The sequence below is a fragment of the Erwinia sp. GW821-FHT03D09 genome, from assembly GCF_059420805.1.
The window spans coordinates 78,248-96,627 of sequence record NZ_JBWKUK010000007.1 but is presented as its reverse complement, the minus strand read 5'-3'; the positions used below and the strand labels follow the sequence as shown (position 1 = coordinate 96,627).

Here is an 18,380-nt window from a genome sequence, read left to right as displayed (position 1 = left end):
CCAGTGAGGTAATATTGTGCGTCAACGACTATATCATCGCTTTTCCGCCGCACAACAAAAAAGTTTTCAACCTTAAATCCTTAAGGTGCTATATTCGCGAAATCATCAGGGGAAAAACTTAACTAAGAATCAGGCTCAACGGCACAAACGGCGCGGGTTTCTGAGGATCTGATAGTAATTAAACAAACCAAAACAAGACACGAAGACACATTGGCAAACCATCATAATTACATGAAGTTACGCAAATTCATAAGAAAAAGTTATGACGAGAAAATATTAATTAAAGTTAATCATAGCCAGAAAAACTCTTTTAATTAACGCGAAAAAATAACGATAAATATAAATCCATAAGATTAACGAAAATGAATAAAGAAGAATAAAAATGACCTCCATCAATATATGAAATGAGTTTTTAAAAGGTAAGAGGGTTTTATTTTAATAACAATAATCCCGGTACCACCTCAGGAATAACAATGATAAAATATCGTAATAAAAATGATTTTAAGTGTATTCAACCAGGTGAACGGGGCTAACCCCCCTGAGTATCCGGCTGATTCACCCCATCTGGCGGATCGGCCATCATCATATTTTTTGAGAAAACATGAGTTTCCTCAGCCGGACTCCCACTGGGAGCGTACCGGCAGGACAAAGAAATTAATCTAAATGACAGTCTTCTCGCCCTGCGGAAATTATCGGTTTTTGTTCGGCTGGGGCAAAAAAATATGATTAAACGCGCAGGATACGTCAGGCCGTTAATAACGGAATGCCGACATAAAAGCCGTACACTCCGTATCACAGTGCTATTTCAGGCGATTCTTCAGATGGGATCGCCGGATGCGTATTTCGCCTCTCTGCCACGCGCCTTCCGGTGTCGCCTGGTCGTCAATCAACCGGTTGAGCGCCTCGGCAATCAGCAAATCAATACGCTGGCTGAACGTGGTCAGCTGCCAGCCTTCGGCAGCGGCATCGTCGATATCGTCAAAACCAACAATGCCGATTTCGCCCTGTCTCCCGGCCAGCATGAGGGCTTCCAGCGCACCCAGCGCCAGAATATCGTTCTCACAAAACAGCGCGTCCACCCACTGCTCTGCGGGCACCGATTGCAGATAGTCGGCCATCGCCCGATAGCCCGACTGCCGATCGTAATGCCCGGCGGTCAGCAGCACGCCGACATCATGGCCCGCATCCTGCAACCGCGCACTGTAGCCTTCCATTCGCTGTAAATGATCGTTGCTGGTATCCGGTCCTTTCATGTAGCCGAAGCGATCATATCCCTGCTGCAACAGCAGGTTAGCGATATCGCGCCCTGCCTGGATGCCGTTGATATTGACCACATCGATATCGTCCGCGTCGTTATTGCGGCACACCTGAACCAGCGGAATATGCAGCATATCGTGCGCCACGGCGATCAGTTCGTCGGTCAGCAGCGTACCGAGGAACAAAATGCCATCCACCTGCAGCTGATCGGCCATGGTCATCACCGAGGTGTAGTTTTCCCCCGGGGTGATATTCAGCGTTAGCGCCATGCAGCCGCGCCGCTGCAATTGGCGGGTAACGGCATCCAGCAGCAGCATCAGATGCGGGTTTTTCAGCTCGTCGATAACCACACCGATAATATTGGTTTTCTTTTTCGACAGGCTACGCGCCAGCAGATTTGGCCGGTACCCCAGCTCACCTGCGGCGGCCAGCACCTTCTCTCGTGCCCGATCGGAAACCGACGCCCCCGGCGTAAAAGCCCGTGAAACCGTCCATTTCGACACGCCGGCCCGCTTTGCCACATCGTTGGCGGTGGTTTTATGGTGCAATTTCGTTTTTGTTGTCATAGCCCCTGCGTTTCAGAGTTTGCCCAATCTGCCCACTGCATTGAACGCTAAACCCGGCGGAAAAGAAATCGAAAAACAAAATGCAATCGGGTGCAAAGTGTTAAATTTGTGTGATCCAGATGGTGAATTTTGCATCAGGTCGATTGACTTAATCTTCGCCATCTCTAAAAGTGCAGCACATGACAAGCAACAGCAACACCGCTTATCACCGTCTGTGAAACCCGTTTAACATCCTTTTTTGCACCCGGGTGCAAAAAACATTCAGGAGTCAGATATGCTTAACGGCGAAAGAAAAATCCCTCGTCCTCTGCGCTGGGCCATGATCGGCGGCGGTCGCCTGAGCCAGGTCGGTTACAAACATCGCAGCGGCGCGCTGCGCGATAACACCGCCTATCAACTGGTGGCCTGCGCCTTTGATATCGATGCCGAGCGCGGCCGCGATTTCGGCGTCAACCTCGGCGTGGCGGCGGAACGCTGCTACGACAACTACCAACAGCTGCTGGCAGAAGAAGCAAAGCGCGAAGACGGCATCGAAGTGGTGACCATCGCTACGCCAAACGGCACCCACTATGAAATCACCAAAGCCGCGCTGAACGCCGGTATCCACGTGATTTGCGAAAAGCCGCTGTTCTTCACCACCGTAGAAGCACGTGAAATCAAAGCGCTGGCAGCGGAAAAAGGGCTGATTGTTGGCGTCACCTACGGCTTCTCCGGCCATCCGCTGCTGATGCAGATGCGGGCGATGATCGCCAATGGTGAAATCGGCGAGGTGCGCATGGTGGAACTCCAGTACACCCACGGCTTCAGCGCTAACGACAGCGCCGACAAATTCAGCGAAGCGCAGAAATGGCGCGTGGACCCGAAAATTGCCGGACCGACGTTCGTGCTGGGTGATATTTCCACCCACACCTTCTACATCTCCCAGCTGGTGCTGCCGGAGCTGCATATCAAATCGCTGCTGTGCGACCGCCAGAGCTTTATCCCGTCACGCGCGCCACTGGAAGATAACGCCATGGTGCTGATGCACTATGAAGGCGGCGCGGTTGGCCGTATGTGGGCTTCTTCCATCAACGCCGGTTCCATGGACAGCCAGTTCATCCGCGTGATTGGTTCCAAAGCCAGCCTGCAGTGGAGCGATTACAACCCGGGCGAGCTGAAGTATGAAATTCAGGGCCAGCCAACGCAAACCCTGCACCACGGTATGCCGTACCTCGACGAAAGCGCGCTGGCCGACGAACGCCTGGGCGTGCTGCACACCGAAGGGCTGGCCGAATCCTGGGCCAATATCTACCTGAAATTCGCCGTCGCCATCAGCGCGCAGCAGCGCGGCGATCGTCAGACGCTGGAAAACCTGATTTATCCCAATATCGACGCCGGTCTGGAAGGCGTTCGCTGGATTGAAAACTGTGTACGTTCCGCCGACAACGGCTCCACCTGGGTTAACTACGAGTAAGACATCGCCATGAAATTATCATTCTGTACCGACAGCCTGGGCCACCTGCCCTTTGAAGCGATGCTGGATAAACTGCTGGAGCTCGGCGTGACCGGCGTGGAGATGACCACCGGCGGCTGGTCCTCCGCCCCGCACCTGCGCACCGACGAGCTGCTGGCCAGCCCGGCTAAGCGCCAGCAGGTTCTTCAGGCGCTGGAAAGCCGCGGCATGCAGATTGCTGCGCTGAACGTCTCCGGCAACCCGCTCGATCCGGGCGAGCTGTGCCGGTGCCACAAAAGCGATACCGATAAAGCGTTACAGCTGGCGGGCCACTTTGGCGTGAAGAAAATCGTGATGATGAGCGGCCTGCCGCCGGCCAGCCCGCAGGACACCATCCCGAACTGGATCACCTACACCGTCAGCTGGCCGCCAACGCTGAAAAACTGCCTCGACTACCAGTGGAATGAAGTCGCCATCCCTTACTGGCAGGGACTGGTTGCCCGGGCGAAAGAGTGCGGCGTGGAGAAATTCGCGCTGGAAAACTTCAGCTCAATGCTGGTGTGGAACCCGGAAACGCTGTTCCGCCTGCGCGATGCCGTTGGCCCAACCGTTGGCCTGAACCTCGATCCAAGCCACCTGCTGTGGATGGGCGCTGACCCGATTGCCGCCGCCCGCGCCCTTGGCCCGGCGATCCATCACGTTCACGGCAAAGACGTGCGTATGGAGCGCGGCCTGGTCGGCATCAACGGCCTGCTGGAGACCAAACCGGTGGAAGACGTCACCAACCGCGCGTGGAACTACGTGGCCGTTGGCTGCGGCCAGGATCTGCAGTGGTGGAAGGAGTTCTTCTCGGTGGTACGTATGATGGGCTACAACGACTGGGTTTCTCTGGAGATGGAAGATCTCACCATGTCGGTGGAAGCGGGCGTCACCTCCTCTATCGCCGCACTGCAACAAACTATCAGCCAGTAGTTCTGCTTAGCCTCTTCATTCAGCGCGGCGGATGGCCCTGCCGGTGGCAAATTCCGCCCGCTTCGGAGCTGTTGCGTTACCAGTTTGAGAATTGGGTTACGGCAATGCAGCCAGCTTCATCTCTTTTATTTCAGCGCAGCGGAAGGCTCCGTGGAGCAAGGAACCGCCATCTTTTTATCCATTCCCATACGGCGCAGCAGCAGGATCATCACGCCGCCGATAAAGGTCACCAGCGCGAGGAAATACAGCCCTGCCCGCACGGAGTGGAATGTCTGCTCGGCCCATACCCGGATGTTCGGCGCAACAAAACCGCCCAGGTTGCCCATCGAGTTAATCAGCGCAATACCGGAAGCCGCCGCCGTGCCGCCCAGATAGGAAGAAGGGAACGTCCAGTACAATGCCTGCATTGCCAGGTGGCCCGCTGCGGCCACGCACAGCGCGGTGATAGCGATAACCGGCACGCTGTCGGCAAAGCCGGAGATGGCAATGCCCGCAGCGCCCAGCATAAAGGTCACCGCCGCCACGATCCGCCGCTCGCCCAGCTTCTCGGAAATTCGCGGCACGTAATACACGGCTATCGCTGCACACAGCGGTGGAATGGCGGTGACAAAGCCCACCATCAGCTTGTCGGACAGCCCTTTCTTCAATAAACGCCAGCGGCGCACCGAACAGGAAATAGCCGGTCACCCTGGCACGGATATGCAGCGGGAACCAGAACGTCAGATACAGAATCACCCCCGGGAAGAAACCGGCCTCGCTCACGCCGAGTAAAAAACGCAGGAAGATAAAAACGTTATCGGTACGGGCAAACATCATTGAGGCGGAAACCAGGCCCCAGGTAATCATAATTCTGCCGAGCCATATTCTGGCGCCCACTTTATACAGCAGAATATTGCTGGGTACTTCAAACAGCGCATAGCCGATAAAAAATATTCCCGCGCCAAACGCGTAGGCAGCATCGCTAAGGCCGGTATCGTACTGAAATTGTTGTTTAGCGAAGCCAATATTGGCCCGATCCAGATAGGCCAGAATAAACATAAGCGTCACCATCGGGATGATTCTTTTTATCGCTTTACTGATGGCGACGGACAAATGGTCGGGAGACGTATTATCCATGACATTCCTCTGCTGATGTTATTTTAATTATCGATACAGTGATGAAATAAAGGGTACAGCCCTGTAATCTAAAATTCGTTATTTTCGCCGCAGAATGCCCGGGTGATTAATCAACGATTAGCCACCCTTTATTCAGCACCCGCTGACGATAATATCGGATTATCTGACGCTGAAGCGTTCTAAAGCCTCCTGGCGTAACGTGGTGCCTGCCCCCGGCTCAGTGGGTGTTTGATATACGCCGTCTTTCACTACCACCAGGTTCACGAAGCAGTCCAGCGTCCACGGAATATACTCCAGCAGCGAGCAGGCCGGATGTGCCATTACCAGGTGCAGCTGCGCCTGCATCATATCACCGTGATGCGGGGTAACCGGCAGGTTAAACGCCATGCCCAGATCGGCAATTTCCCACACTGCCGTCAGGCCGCCGCAGCGCGTAGCATCAGGCTGCAGGTAGTCAACGGCACCGGCCAGCACAAACTCCTTAAATGAATCAAACTGATACAACAGCTCGCCAAGCGCAATCGGCGTGGTCATGTGCCTTTGCCAGCTCTCGATGACTGGAGACATCATCGTGCCACATCGGCTCTTCAAACCAGGTGATGTCATAGTCGGCCAGGCGCGGACCGTACTGCTTAGCCGTGCTGATATCCCATTTTGCATTGGCATCCACCATCAGCTGCGCATCGTCACCAATCGCCTTCCTGACGGCTTCAATACGGCGGATATCCTCCTTCGGGTCCGGCTTGCCGATCTTCATCTTGATGGCGTTAAAGCCCTCTTCGAAGATCATTTTTTTACAGTCATCCACCAGCTCGGTGGTGTCGCGCACCGGCCATCCGCAGTCGGTGTTGTAGGCCGACACTTTTGCCTGCTTCGATCCGCCAAACAGCTGCCACAGCGGCTGCCCGGCGTGTTTTGCCTTCAGCTCCCACAGCGCGATATCAATCGCCGACAGGGCCATTTGCATCAGTCCGCCGCGCCCTACCCAGATATTGGTTGAGCTGCGGGATAACGTGCGGTGCAGGTAGCGAACTTCGGTCGGGTCTTCACCAATCAGCATTGGGCCAAAGACGTCGGTAATAAGGGTGGTGATCAGCCGGTCGGTGGTGATATCCGCATGGGTGCCAGTATGGCCATAGCCCACCAGACCGCATTCGGTTTCAATCATCACCCCCGGCATGCCCCAGTGGGTAATGCTGTGGGTGGAGTCACCGATAATATTTTTCGTCACCGGAACATGCATGATAAATGGGGTAAGTTTCTTTATTTTCAGTGTGTTGGACATCGAGTTATACCTGGCAATGTTAATGTCGGTATACTCTAGCAACGGTCAAAATCGATGACTGTCAAACGGCATACACATCCGCCGCTCTGGATACATTTAGTTGGAAAGTTTGAACTGGATCTGATTTTTCAGAAAATTATCCGACAACATCAGCCTCAAAAATCCACAATAAAAACCTAATCCTCGCCATAAAAATACATCATTAACTCTCGAGAAAACAATATTTAAAACCTTTATTTAATTATGAAGCCAAATAACAGCAATATATAAAAACAACCATAACACCATTATCTACCAACGAATAAAACCGCAATAAAACACAAAGTAAGCACGCTAAGTCAACGTATATTCACTCATCTTGAATAATCCTTTAACGCATTAAAAGAAAATCTTAAATAGTAATATTCACTACCGAAACAAATAACTTAGAACCAACACCAGGGAGCGCGTATGTACGATATTATCGTTATGGGAAGTATTAATCTGGATGTGATTGTTAACTGCCATCATTTTCCTGCCAGCGGGGATAACACCTTCTGCGAATCAATTCGTTTAGCCGCGGGCGGTAAAGGCAACAACCAGGCAGTCAGCGCCGCCCGCTATGGCAAGAAGGTCTGTTTTCTGGGCTGCATTGGCGATGATTCCTCCGGCAGGCAGCTGCGGCAAAACCTGCGGGAGCGCAACATAGACGATGGCTGGCTGATGGTGAAAAACGGTGTGGGCACCGGTTCCTGCGTGGGGATAGTGGAGCCGGATGGCGAAAATACGCTGCTGGTGAATCTCGGCGCGAATTTTGCTTTTGGGGCGGCGGAAATCAGCCAGCGTCTTAACTCGATTGAGGGAAAAATCCTGCTGATTCAGATGGAAACCAGTAAAGAGTCGGTGCTGGCGGCGATGCAAACGGCACGTAAAAAAGGGATGCTGATTATTCTCGACCCCGCCCCGGTACAGGGTATTAACCCGGAGTGCTTCCCGTATGCGGATATCATCGTGCCGAACAGTCATGAAACAGAGCGGATTACGGGCATCAGCGTCAATGATGAATCGTCGGCGCTGGCGGCGGCAAAAATGATCCATGGCATGGGGGTTAACAGCGTCATTATCAAAATGGGCGGCAGCGGCTGCCTGCTTTATCGCGATGCGCGGTCGGTGTTCTTTCCTGCGCTGCGGGTTGATGCGGTGGATACCGTCGGAGCCGGAGACTGCTTCGCTGGCGCGTTGGCAAACTACCTCATTGATTACCCGAATAATCTGGAAGAGGCAATTCGCTTTGCCCAGGTCGTCGCCGGGATAAAAGTGTCACGCCACGGTGGTCATGACGCGATCCCCTCTCTTCATGAAGTGAACGCCGAGCTGCGCAAAGGCATGTGTACCTACCAACGTCCCGAACGCTGATAACAGGACACGCGTACCCGCAACTACCCCGAGTGCTGATAACGCGTAAATTCCACGGAAAAGGAAGGGCCGAACGATGTTTTCTGCAATGAATAGCGGGTTTACCGCTTTTATTTCGCTTGGTGCACCGGCGATGATGTTTTTTATCATCACGCTGCTGTCCTTGCTGTTCAGAGTCAAATTATCGAAAGCGCTGGAAGGTGGCATTCTGATAGCGCTGGCGCTCACCGGTATGGGTGCGGTGATTACGCTGTTAACCGGCGCTTTCGCCCCGGCATTGACCCAATTTGTTAAATCAACCGGCGTCAGCTTATCCATCGCCGATCTGGGCTGGGCACCGCTGGCGGTGATCACCTGGGGGTCGATGTATACGCTCTATTTCGCTGCCGTCTGTATTCTCCTCAATGTGATTTTACTGACGTTAAATAAAGTAAAAACGCTCAACGTCGATCTGTTTAATATCTGGAATCTGTCGGTAATTGGCCTGCTGACGCTGTATTACTCGGACAACAATCTGGTGTTAACCACCTGCGTGGTTGGCGCGGTGTATATTTTGATGCTGATAAATTCAGACGTCATGCAGCCGCAGATCAAAGCGCTGCTGAAGTATGACCGCAGCAGCATTACCACTACCGCGCATCCCTCACTGCTGATTTGTCCGCCGGTCTTAGCCATCAACGAACTGATTTCACGGTTTATTCCGTTTATTGATAAATACGATTTTGACGCGGAAAAGCTCAATCAAAAAATCGGCTTTTGGGGATCGAAATTCGCCATCGGCGTTTATCTCGGCTTCTTTGTCGGGCTACTCGGCAGACTGCCGGTCAGCGAGCTGTTTTCACTGGCCTTCACCGCCGGGATTTCACTGGAGCTGTTCGGCACCGTCGGAAACTGGTTTGGGCCGGCGATCAAGCCGCTGTCTGACGGTATCGCCAGAATGATGGAGAAGCGCATGAAGGGCCGCCAGATCTTTGTTGCTATCGACTGGCCGATCCTCGCCTCCCGCGCGGAACTGTGGGCCGTAGCGAATATTCTGGCCCCTGTCCTGCTGGTGGTGGCCATCCTGCTACCGGGCAATAAGGTCCTGCCGCTCGGCGGCATATTGCTGACGGTGCTGGCCCCCGCGCTGCTGATTATTACTCAGGGAAAAGTGATCCGCATGACGCTGATCGGCACGGTGCTGATCCCACTTTTCCTCTGGGCCGCGACGCTGATTGCTGAATTCGTGACGAAAACCTCCATCGCCATGCACAGCTTTCCACAGGGAATGGCTCAGGATCGGCTGTTCTCATCGGTGGATTCTGACCCGCTGGAGAAAATGCTGTCGATGCTGATCGCTAAAGCCAGTATCACGCTGAATCCGCAGATCCTGATCCTGGCGGCGGTCGCCACCGTGGCCTACCTGGGCATGTTTGCCTGGTACTTTAAGCGGATGAAAAAAATTAACGCCGCGCGGTTTGCTAGCAGCCCGGACCCGGCTGAGCCACTTAACTGAAGTACGCAGAATGATGTGCCCGGAATCTTCAATCCGGGCACGGGGAAAGCCTTGCCAGACGTCAGTCAAGCTGATTGCGGTCAGCCGGTTCCGGCCATGTTAAAAATTATAATCCAGCATCAGCTTATATTCGGTGGTAATCGCATCGCCGTTGGTCACCCAGTTTCCACTCTGTGAGATATCAGAGCCGGTCACTTCCCCCGAGACGGTAAAGCGTGAGGTGATCGGATAGTTGGCCGTCAGTTTGATAAAGTGATAGCGCCTGTCCTGGAAGACCTCGCTGTTATCCTGCAGGGCGTTGTCCTTTTTAAAGTGGCCGTAGCCGCTGAAGGTGGTGGAGAGCCTGCCCCAGTTGTGCCAGAGGCCTGCCGAGGTGGTCCAGTCCTTGCTGTCGATATTGCCCCACTGCGCCCGCTCGAGAATGCCGGAGGAGAACGCCTGGCGGAACCAGACGCCGGTGGTGGTGTTGATAATATACTGCACGCCCGGCTCAATCTGGAACGAACGCACATCGCGGTCGTTTTGCGAGGCGCCGCGGCGGCGATGACATTATGAATCTGCTGCTGTCGCACCGTCCTGCGGGGGTGATCTATACCACCATGGGTCTGCGCCACGTGCAGGTGCCGAAAAAGCTGCTCACCCTGCCCTGCGTGCTGGCCAACTGCGAAAGCAGCAATGCACCGCTGGCCAGCTTTATTCCCGACGATGAAGAGGGCCAGTACGCGGGTACCCGGGCGCTGCTGGATGCCGGCTATCGCCAGCCGCTGTGCCTGCATCTGCCCGAGCAACGCGTGGCCAGCCATCGCCGGCGCAGCGGCCTGGAACGGGCCTGCCGCGAACAGCATATCGACCCGAACGCCTTTACCCATCTGTATATGACCAGCGGCGACGAACACTACCGCCACATTCCCGGCATGGTGCTGGCGGAGATGGCAGAAGCCGCCTGTGAACTGCTTTTATCACCGGATGCGGACAAACCGGGGAGCCGGGTTTTTGATGCGCGGCTGGTGAAGCGAGGAACGCTGCGCTGAATCAGCTTTCGGCACAAGTGTAATCGGCATCAGCACATGAAAAATTCAGCGACTTTTGACTAATAATCCCCCAAAAAGTAGTGGGATTTATCGTATACTGATTGCGCTATAAGAATAAATTCACCTCGCTGAACGTCCACCGCCCTCGAAGCCGTTGGTTGCCGCACAGCACCCCGCCCCCGCGCGGGGTTTTTGTATTACAAAGATAAAATGGACAGACCGCGCGCTGCGGGATGCTGATAAGCATCAGAGAATCACAGGAGACTTCATGGCTAACCCTTATCGCGAACTGTTTAGCACCCCCGGAGCACTGGGGCTGGCAGTCGCGAGTACTATTGTGCGCCTGCCGCAGGCGATGATCGGCATCGGCATTGTCACCATGCTGGTGCAGAAGACCGGGCAGTACTGGCTGGCCGGTGCCGTGGCCGGCGTTTATACGCTGGCGAATGCACTGGTTGGTCCGCAGATCTCCAAAGTGGTTGACCGACGCGGGCAAAGCCGGGTGCTGCCGTATGTCACCGCCTACAGCATCGGCATGCTGACGGCGCTGATTGCCGCGGTGTATCTGCAGGCACCGGCCCCGCTGCTGTTTATTCTGGCGCTGCTGGCGGGGGCGATGCCAAGCATGCCCGCGATGATCCGCGCCCGCTGGCTACAGCTTTTTCGCGGCAGGCCGCAACTGCACACCGCGTTCTCGCTGGATACGGTGATCACCGAGCTGGTGTTTACCATTGGCCCGCCGGTAGCCATCGTGCTGAGTACCAGCTTCTTCCCCGAGGCCGGGCCGCTGGTCGCGCTGCTGCTGCTGATTGTCGGCATTACCGCCTTTCTGATGCAGAAACAGACCGAACCTAAAGTGGTGGAAGGCCTCGGTAAGCAGACCAGCTCAACCCTGCTGATCCCCGGCGTGCGCACTATTGTCTTCGCGCTGCTGGCGCTGGGAGTGATTGCCGGTTCGGTTGAAGTGGCCGTGGTCGCCTTCGCCAATATGCAGGGCTGGCCGGCCGCCGCCAGCTTTGTGCTGGCAGCCTATGCGCTGGGATCGATGATAGCCGGGCTGCTGTTCGGTACGCTAAAAATCACCGCCCCGGTTGAGAAGCAGTTCCTCTGCGGTGGCGTGGTGATGGCGGTGACCACCCTGTTCCCGATTTTATCCCCCAGCGTCTACGTGCTGGCCGCCACGCTGTTTTTCGCCGGCGTGTCGTTTGCACCGACGATGGTTATCGTGATGAATATCGGCACCACAATTCTGCCACCCTCAAGGATCACCGAAGGGCTGACGTGGATGACTACGGGCATCAGCCTCGGCGTGGCGCTGGGCAGCGTGCTGGCGGGTATGGTTATCGATCTCTACGGCGCACGGGCCGGATTCAGCGTGGCGATGATCGCCGGACTGGCGATGGTGCTTATCGTGCTGATGGGGCTGCGCGTGCTGCGCTCGTCATCTGCGGTTTGCGTTGAGATGCCGGGCCAGTAAGTGATCTCCGCCACAGGAGAGTTAGCCCTCCTGTGGCGATTTACTTCTGCGGGACGTGATAACGAACCGGGCGCGTCAGTTTATTCACATTACCATCGCCTGCAGCACGCTTGAGCCAGTCATTAAGTTGTGATTTGTTGAGGCCGGTATGTTCAAGAAGCTGCTCCACGGTGACAGGCTCTTTGGCAAACTGCTGAAGAACATGCGTGAAGAGCTGATAAAAATCGACCGTACCCGATGGTTGCTCTGTGGCGTTGGTCGTTTTTTCGCTGATACCCTGCGGCTGCAAAGCGATGAACGCCTCAGTTTCTTCTTCTGGAGATGACTCATTCAGGGAAAATAACCCTGGCTGTTCCGGTATTAACACCGGGTTAGCCTGACCCACCATACCGCCATCCTCAAACAAACTCGCCAGAGTCGAACTTTGCCCATTTTCCTCATACCAGCGCCCGCCCTTACTGACCAAATCGGCGTTCGCAGCAGGGTTTGCCAGTGCGGTTTTTTAGTAACTGCTGAGCTTCTACGCGATCCACCATCACTCCTTGATTTATAGAATTAACCTATTACTCGTTTCGTTTACCTAATAGCAGACGGCAGCATTTGCTCCAATTTAAATGAATAAAAAACCCCGACGAAGCGGGGTTTTATTTGATACCTGACCGATAGCGATTTAAATCCGTTTTTAGAACGGAATATCGTCATCAAAGTCCATTGGCGGTTCGTTGTTCGCCGGAGCGCTGTTCTGCTGTGGCTGCTGCGGGCGAGACTGCGCGCCGCCGCTGAACTGGTTGCCGCCCTGTGGCTGCTGTGGCTGGCCCCAGCCGTTGTTGTTGTTCTGGCCCTGGCCGCCGCCTGCCGGTGCGCCGCCGCCCTGTGCCCGGCCGCCCAGCATCTGCATGGTGCCGCCAACGTTAACAACAACTTCGGTGGTGTATTTTTCTACGCCGGCCTGGTCGGTCCATTTGCGCGTCTGCAGGGAGCCTTCGATATACACCTGGGAGCCCTTACGCAGGTATTCACCGGCCACTTCAGCCAGCTTGCCGAACAGCACAACGCGGTGCCACTCGGTCTTCTCTTTGGTTTCACCGGTCTGCTTGTCACGCCAGCTTTCGGACGTAGCCAGAGTGATGTTGGCAACGGCACCGCCATTTGGCATGTAGCGGACTTCCGGATCTTGCCCCAGATTCCCAACTAAAATAACTTTGTTTACGCCTCTGCTGGCCATGTTGCTGTCTCCGATAAATGTGTCTGACTAAGTCTAAGCACAAAATTCTAACACGCACACCTCCTAATGACACGTGCAGAGATCCGCGTTTACGAGGCGGATCGAAAACTCTTTTTTAATACAAGGCATAACGATCGAAGAGGAAAACTGCAGCAGAAAGCGGATCGCCCGGGATGGCACCCGACGCCAAAACACTGGTTATCCATTCAGGTTTTTTTGTGCCATAATGACGTGTTTCTTTTCTGGCCATGCCGGGCAGGCATGGTGAGGTATGCGCTAATCCGGGAATTGTGAATGGATAAGATCGAAGTACGGGGTGCCCGCACCCACAATCTGAAAAATATTAACCTGATCATTCCGCGCGATAAACTGATCGTCGTCACCGGCCTGTCAGGTTCCGGTAAGTCCTCGCTGGCGTTTGATACGCTGTATGCCGAGGGCCAGCGCCGCTACGTGGAGTCGCTCTCCGCCTATGCGCGTCAGTTCCTTTCGCTGATGGAAAAGCCGGATGTTGACCATATTGAGGGGCTGTCACCGGCGATCTCAATTGAGCAGAAGTCCACCTCGCACAACCCGCGTTCCACCGTCGGGACCATTACTGAAATTCACGACTACCTGCGCCTGCTGTTTGCCCGCGTTGGCGAGCCGCGCTGCCCGGATCACGATGTGACGCTGGCCGCACAGACCGTCAGCCAGATGGTGGACAACGTGCTGGCAGAGCCGGAAGGCCGCCGCCTGATGCTGCTGGCACCGATTATCAAAGAGCGTAAGGGCGAGCATACTAAGACGCTGGAAAACCTCGCCAGCCAGGGCTATATCCGCGCGCGCATTGACGGCGAAGTCTGCGATCTTTCCGATCCACCCAAACTTGAGCTGCAAAAGAAGCACACCATTGAAGTGGTGGTCGATCGCTTTAAGGTGCGTGAAGATCTGGCGCAGCGCCTGGCGGAGTCATTTGAAACCGCGCTGGAGCTGTCCGGCGGCACCGCTGTGGTGGCCGATATGGACGATCCGAAGGCCGAAGAGCTGCTGTTCTCCGCCAACTTCGCCTGCCCGGTCTGCGGCTACAGCATGAGCGAGCTGGAACCGCGCCTGTTCTCCTTTAACAACCCCGCCGGTGCCTGCCCGACCTGCGACGGGCTGGGCGTGCAGCAGTATTTCGATCCGGACCGCGTGGTGCAGAACCCCGATCTGTCGCTGGCGGGTGGCGCCATTCGCGGCTGGGATCGCCGCAACTTCTACTACTTCCAGATGCTACACTCGCTGGCCGATCACCTCGGCTTCGACATTGAAGCGCCGTTCAGCTCGCTGAAGGAGTACGACCGTAAAGTGATCCTTTACGGCTCCGGCAAAGAGAATATCGAATTTAAATACGTTAACGATCGCGGCGATACCTCGGTGCGTCGGCATCCGTTTGAGGGCGTGCTGCACAATATGGAGCGCCGCTATAAAGAGACGGAGTCCTCCGCCGTGCGTGAAGAGCTGGCGAAGTTTATCAGCAACCGCGCCTGCGCCAGCTGCAGCGGCACCCGTCTGCGTCGCGAAGCGCGGCACGTCTTTGTTGAAAACACTACCCTGCCGACCATTTCGGATATGAGCATCGGCCACGCGATGACCTTCTTTGAAAATATGAAGCTCAGCGGCCAGCGCGCTAAAATCGCCGAGAAGGTGCTGAAAGAGATTGGCGATCGTCTGCGCTTCCTCGTGAACGTCGGTCTGAACTACCTCTCCATGTCCCGTTCGGCGGAAACGCTCTCCGGCGGCGAGGCGCAGCGTATCCGCCTGGCCAGCCAGATCGGTGCCGGGCTGGTTGGCGTGATGTACGTGCTGGATGAACCGTCGATCGGCCTGCATCAGCGCGACAACGAGCGCCTGCTGGAAACGCTGGTCCACCTGCGCAACCTCGGCAATACGGTGATTGTGGTGGAGCATGATGAAGACGCGATCCGCGCCGCCGATCACGTGATCGATATCGGTCCGGGAGCAGGCGTGCACGGCGGGCAGATTGTCGCGGAAGGCACCGTGGACGACATTATGGCCGTTGAGGAATCTCTCACCGGCCAGTTCCTCAGCGGCAAACGCGGCATTGCCATTCCCGCCGAGCGGGTTAAAGGCGATCCGGAGAAGGTGCTGAAGCTGACCGGGGCGACCGGCAACAACCTGAAGGACGTGACGCTGACCCTGCCGGTCGGGTTGTTCACCTGCATTACCGGGGTTTCCGGCTCCGGTAAATCTACGCTGATCAACGATACGCTGTTCCCTATCGCCCAGCGTCAGCTGAACGGTGCCACCATTGCCGAACCGGCCCCGTACCGCGAAGTCAGCGGCATGGAGCATTTCGACAAGGTGATCGATATCGATCAGAGCCCGATTGGCCGTACGCCGCGCTCTAACCCGGCGACCTATACCGGGATTTTCACCCCGGTGCGTGAGCTGTTTGCCGGGGTGCCGGAGTCACGCACCCGTGGCTACACGCCGGGCCGCTTCAGCTTTAACGTCCGCGGCGGTCGCTGCGAAGCCTGCCAGGGTGACGGCGTACTGAAAGTGGAGATGCACTTCCTGCCGGATATCTACGTGCCGTGCGACCAGTGTAAGGGCAAGCGCTATAACCGCGAGACGCTGGAAGTGAAGTACAAGGGCAAGAGCATCCACGAAGTGCTGGAGATGACCATTGAAGAAGCGCGCGAGTTCTTCGATGCCGTTCCGGCGCTGGCGCGCAAGCTGCAAACGCTGATCGACGTCGGCCTGTCCTATATCCGCCTGGGCCAGTCGGCGACCACGCTTTCCGGCGGTGAGGCGCAGCGCGTTAAGCTGGCGCGCGAGCTGTCCAAACGCGGTACCGGTCAGACGCTGTATATCCTGGATGAGCCGACCACCGGTCTGCACTTTGCCGATATCCAGCAGCTGCTGGAAGTGCTGCATCAGCTGCGCGATCAGGGCAACACCATCGTGGTGATTGAGCACAACCTCGACGTGATCAAAACCGCCGACTGGATTGTCGACCTGGGCCCGGAAGGCGGCAGCGGCGGCGGGGAAATCCTGGTGTCCGGCACGCCGGAAACCGTCGCCGAGTGCGAGAAGTCCCACACCGCGCGCTTCCTCAAGCCGCTACTGATGAAATAAATCGAGAGGGCGGCATCGTGTCGCCCTCTTTGCTTATCGCAGTTTTCATCCATTTTATCGCTATTTTTCTGACATTCAGCGCTAAATCTTGCAGAAACAGGCAAGATTTAGCGACGTTTAGACATCCCTTCGTCATGCTTTCAGGACTATGCTTTACCCTCATCATTTGTGGAGGAAGGCCGCCTGTGTCATCGCCCTCTCCCGCCGCTATGGCCCTGCGCCATCTCATCATTTACTGGAGAAACCCATGAACATTACGCATGCTTATGCCGCCCAGGACGCAAAATCCAAACTGGCTCCGTTCGAGTTCCAGCCGCGTGAACTGCGGGAACATGATGTGCAAATTGAAGTGCTGTACTGTGGCGTGTGCCACGCGGACCTGCACCAGGCGCGCAATGAATGGCGTAACACCATTTTCCCGGTGGTGCCGGGCCACGAAATCGTTGGGCGAGTGACCGCCGTTGGCGCACACGGCCATAAATACAAGGTTGGCGATATGGTCGGCGTTGGCTGCATGGTTGACTCCTGTCGTACCTGCGACAGCTGTAATGAAGACCTGGAGCAGTACTGCGAAGAGGGCTTCGTCAGCACCTATAACAGCCAGGACCGCATCAGCGGCGACATTACCTACGGTGGCTACTCCACGCAGGTGATTGTGCATGAAGACTTCGTGCTGCGCGTGCCGGAAAACCTCGATCCAGCCGCCGCCGCGCCGCTGCTGTGCGCCGGTATCACTACCTATTCACCGCTGAATCACTGGGGCGTTGGCCCGGGTAAAAAAGTCGGTATCGTCGGTCTGGGCGGTCTGGGCCATATGGGCGTGAAGGTTGCCCATGCGATGGGCGCGCACGTTGTGCTGTTTACCACTTCGCCGTCAAAAATCGAAGACGGTAAGCGCCTGGGCGCGGATGAAGTGGTGATCTCGAAAGATCCAGAGCAGATGGCGGCACATGCCAACAGCCTCGACTTCATCCTGAACACCGTGGCGGCACAGCACGATCTGAATCCGTTTATCACCCTGCTGCGCCGCGACGGCACCATGACGCTGGTTGGCGTGCCGGAACACGACCATCCGTCTCCGCAGGTGTTCAACGTGATCTTTAAACGCCGCAGCATTTCCGGCTCGCTGATTGGCGGCATTAAAGAAACTCAGGAGATGCTGGATTTCTGTGGTAAGCACAACATTACTTCCGATATTGAGCTGATCAATATCAATCAGATTAACGAGGCCTACGAGCGGATGCTGAAAAGCGACGTGAAGTATCGCTTCGTGATTGATATCGATACGCTGCGCGCGTAACGCCCCTCGCGCTCCGGCCGGCCTGTCCGACCGGAGCGACATCCTGCTACTTCAAACTCTTTTCTGCGGCCCCACTATGGCCAACCGCATCCGCCCGGAAGGACTCTTTTCATTCCCGGAACATGGCTTATGTACTTTTGGCTCTCCCTGCCGCGCGGTATTTAGCGCGGATAAAAGTCGTTCAATGCTCCTTTAACTCTCCACTTTTATTGCACTCAATCGCTGCAATGTTATTTCAGCCCGTCGCTATTGATATTTATACGGTTTTCTCACAATGGCCTTTGTGCCGTAATTTAAGACGGGAAAAGTGAATATTATCGACAATATAGAATTAAAAAGAGATTGATCGCGATTAACCTGCAAGGTTAATCGGATTAAGCGGTCATAAAGGATAATCGACAGCATAATCAATGGACGGACCACTTAGATTACAATGGCATCACCCTCCCACCGATAATATATAACCCCATAAATTTATTGATAAAAAATTCAAAATACTCAATGATACCGGTGACTCTTTTTGTGTAATTCTCACCAATTACGCTTTATTGTGAGTCAGGTAGACAATTCCAGCTATTTCCTTTACCTGATTAAATATTTTCGATTTGAATGAAATCCGATGAATCACCTTTCCATGGTGCACTGCACCGGTAATATGCACCAACAAAGTGCGAAAATATTAATTAAACGCCCGTTAACAGGCAGT

13 protein-coding genes and 2 pseudogenes are annotated in these 18,380 nt (G+C 55.1%); 8 read left to right on the top strand and 7 right to left on the bottom strand.

Annotated features, from left to right (window positions below; all coding sequences use genetic code 11):
* Positions 1-800 precede the first annotated feature (800 nt).
* Complete coding sequence (locus tag AC07U6_RS08585; protein WP_494764101.1) at positions 801-1,823, bottom strand: LacI family DNA-binding transcriptional regulator; 1,023 nt, start codon at positions 1,821-1,823, stop codon at positions 801-803.
* Positions 1,824-2,097: 274 nt separating this feature from the next.
* Here AC07U6_RS08585 and AC07U6_RS08580 point away from each other — a divergent pair, with 274 nt between their 5' ends.
* Together AC07U6_RS08580 and AC07U6_RS08575 are read left to right on the top strand one after the other, a co-directional pair.
* Entirely contained in the window at positions 2,098-3,276 is a 1,179-nt protein-coding gene (locus AC07U6_RS08580; protein WP_494764102.1) for a Gfo/Idh/MocA family protein, read from the top strand.
* A gap of 9 nt (positions 3,277-3,285) precedes the next feature.
* Positions 3,286-4,227 carry a sugar phosphate isomerase/epimerase family protein gene (locus tag AC07U6_RS08575; RefSeq protein WP_494764103.1) on the top strand — a complete coding sequence of 314 codons (942 nt, stop codon included), beginning with the start codon at positions 3,286-3,288 and terminating at the stop codon, positions 4,225-4,227.
* Between the two features lie 125 nt (positions 4,228-4,352).
* Here AC07U6_RS08575 and AC07U6_RS08570 read toward each other — a convergent pair.
* The 3 genes and pseudogenes from AC07U6_RS08570 to AC07U6_RS08560 all read right to left on the bottom strand — a co-directional run bounded on the left by AC07U6_RS08570 (position 4,353) and on the right by AC07U6_RS08560 (position 6,628).
* Positions 4,353-5,343, bottom strand: a pseudogene (locus AC07U6_RS08570) (MFS transporter).
* 159 nt (positions 5,344-5,502) lie between these two features.
* Positions 5,503-5,877 (bottom strand): enolase C-terminal domain-like protein, encoded by a 375-nt coding sequence (locus AC07U6_RS08565; protein WP_494764104.1) that lies wholly within the window; start codon positions 5,875-5,877, stop codon positions 5,503-5,505.
* A complete protein-coding gene (locus AC07U6_RS08560) occupies positions 5,834-6,628 on the bottom strand; it encodes a mandelate racemase/muconate lactonizing enzyme family protein (RefSeq protein ID WP_494764105.1) in 795 nt (264 codons plus the stop codon). Before AC07U6_RS08560 ends, AC07U6_RS08565 begins: the two co-directional genes overlap by 44 nt.
* Positions 6,629-7,078: 450 nt before the next feature.
* On the opposite strand from AC07U6_RS08560, the gene AC07U6_RS08555 reads away from it, so the two are divergent.
* A complete protein-coding gene (locus AC07U6_RS08555) occupies positions 7,079-8,023 on the top strand; it encodes a ribokinase (protein ID WP_494764106.1) in 945 nt (314 codons plus the stop codon).
* A 76-nt stretch (positions 8,024-8,099) separates the two neighbouring features.
* Positions 8,100-9,518: a PTS transporter subunit IIC gene (locus tag AC07U6_RS08550; protein WP_494764107.1), complete on the top strand. Its 1,419-nt coding sequence runs from the start codon at positions 8,100-8,102 to the stop codon at positions 9,516-9,518.
* Positions 9,519-9,617: 99 nt separating this feature from the next.
* Here AC07U6_RS08550 and AC07U6_RS08545 read toward each other — a convergent pair whose 3' ends face one another.
* Positions 9,618-10,028 carry an OmpG porin family protein gene (locus AC07U6_RS08545; RefSeq protein WP_494764108.1) on the bottom strand — a complete coding sequence of 137 codons (411 nt, stop codon included), beginning with the start codon at positions 10,026-10,028 and terminating at the stop codon, positions 9,618-9,620.
* 38 nt (positions 10,029-10,066) lie between these two features.
* Here AC07U6_RS08545 and AC07U6_RS08540 point away from each other — a divergent pair.
* Positions 10,067-10,549: pseudogene (locus tag AC07U6_RS08540) on the top strand (type 1 periplasmic-binding domain-containing protein); the annotation flags it as partial.
* A 268-nt stretch (positions 10,550-10,817) separates the two neighbouring features.
* Positions 10,818-12,026, top strand: coding sequence for an MFS transporter (locus tag AC07U6_RS08535; RefSeq protein ID WP_494764109.1), 1,209 nt, complete (start codon positions 10,818-10,820; stop codon positions 12,024-12,026).
* Between the two features lie 40 nt (positions 12,027-12,066).
* Here AC07U6_RS08535 and AC07U6_RS08530 read toward each other — a convergent pair whose 3' ends face one another.
* Positions 12,067-12,414: a hypothetical protein gene (locus AC07U6_RS08530; protein WP_494764110.1), complete on the bottom strand. Its 348-nt coding sequence runs from the start codon at positions 12,412-12,414 to the stop codon at positions 12,067-12,069.
* A 294-nt stretch (positions 12,415-12,708) separates the two neighbouring features.
* A complete protein-coding gene (gene ssb1 / locus AC07U6_RS08525) occupies positions 12,709-13,251 on the bottom strand; it encodes a single-stranded DNA-binding protein SSB1 (RefSeq protein WP_205065700.1) in 543 nt (180 codons plus the stop codon).
* 294 nt (positions 13,252-13,545) lie between these two features.
* Here ssb1 and uvrA point away from each other — a divergent pair, with 294 nt between their 5' ends.
* Together uvrA and AC07U6_RS08515 are read left to right on the top strand one after the other, a co-directional pair.
* Positions 13,546-16,374, top strand: a complete 2,829-nt coding sequence (gene uvrA / locus AC07U6_RS08520) for an excinuclease ABC subunit UvrA (RefSeq protein ID WP_494764111.1) — start codon at positions 13,546-13,548, stop codon at positions 16,372-16,374.
* Between the two features lie 247 nt (positions 16,375-16,621).
* Positions 16,622-17,674, top strand: a complete 1,053-nt coding sequence (locus AC07U6_RS08515) for an NAD(P)-dependent alcohol dehydrogenase (protein ID WP_494764112.1) — start codon at positions 16,622-16,624, stop codon at positions 17,672-17,674.
* Positions 17,675-18,380: the final 706 nt, after the last annotated feature.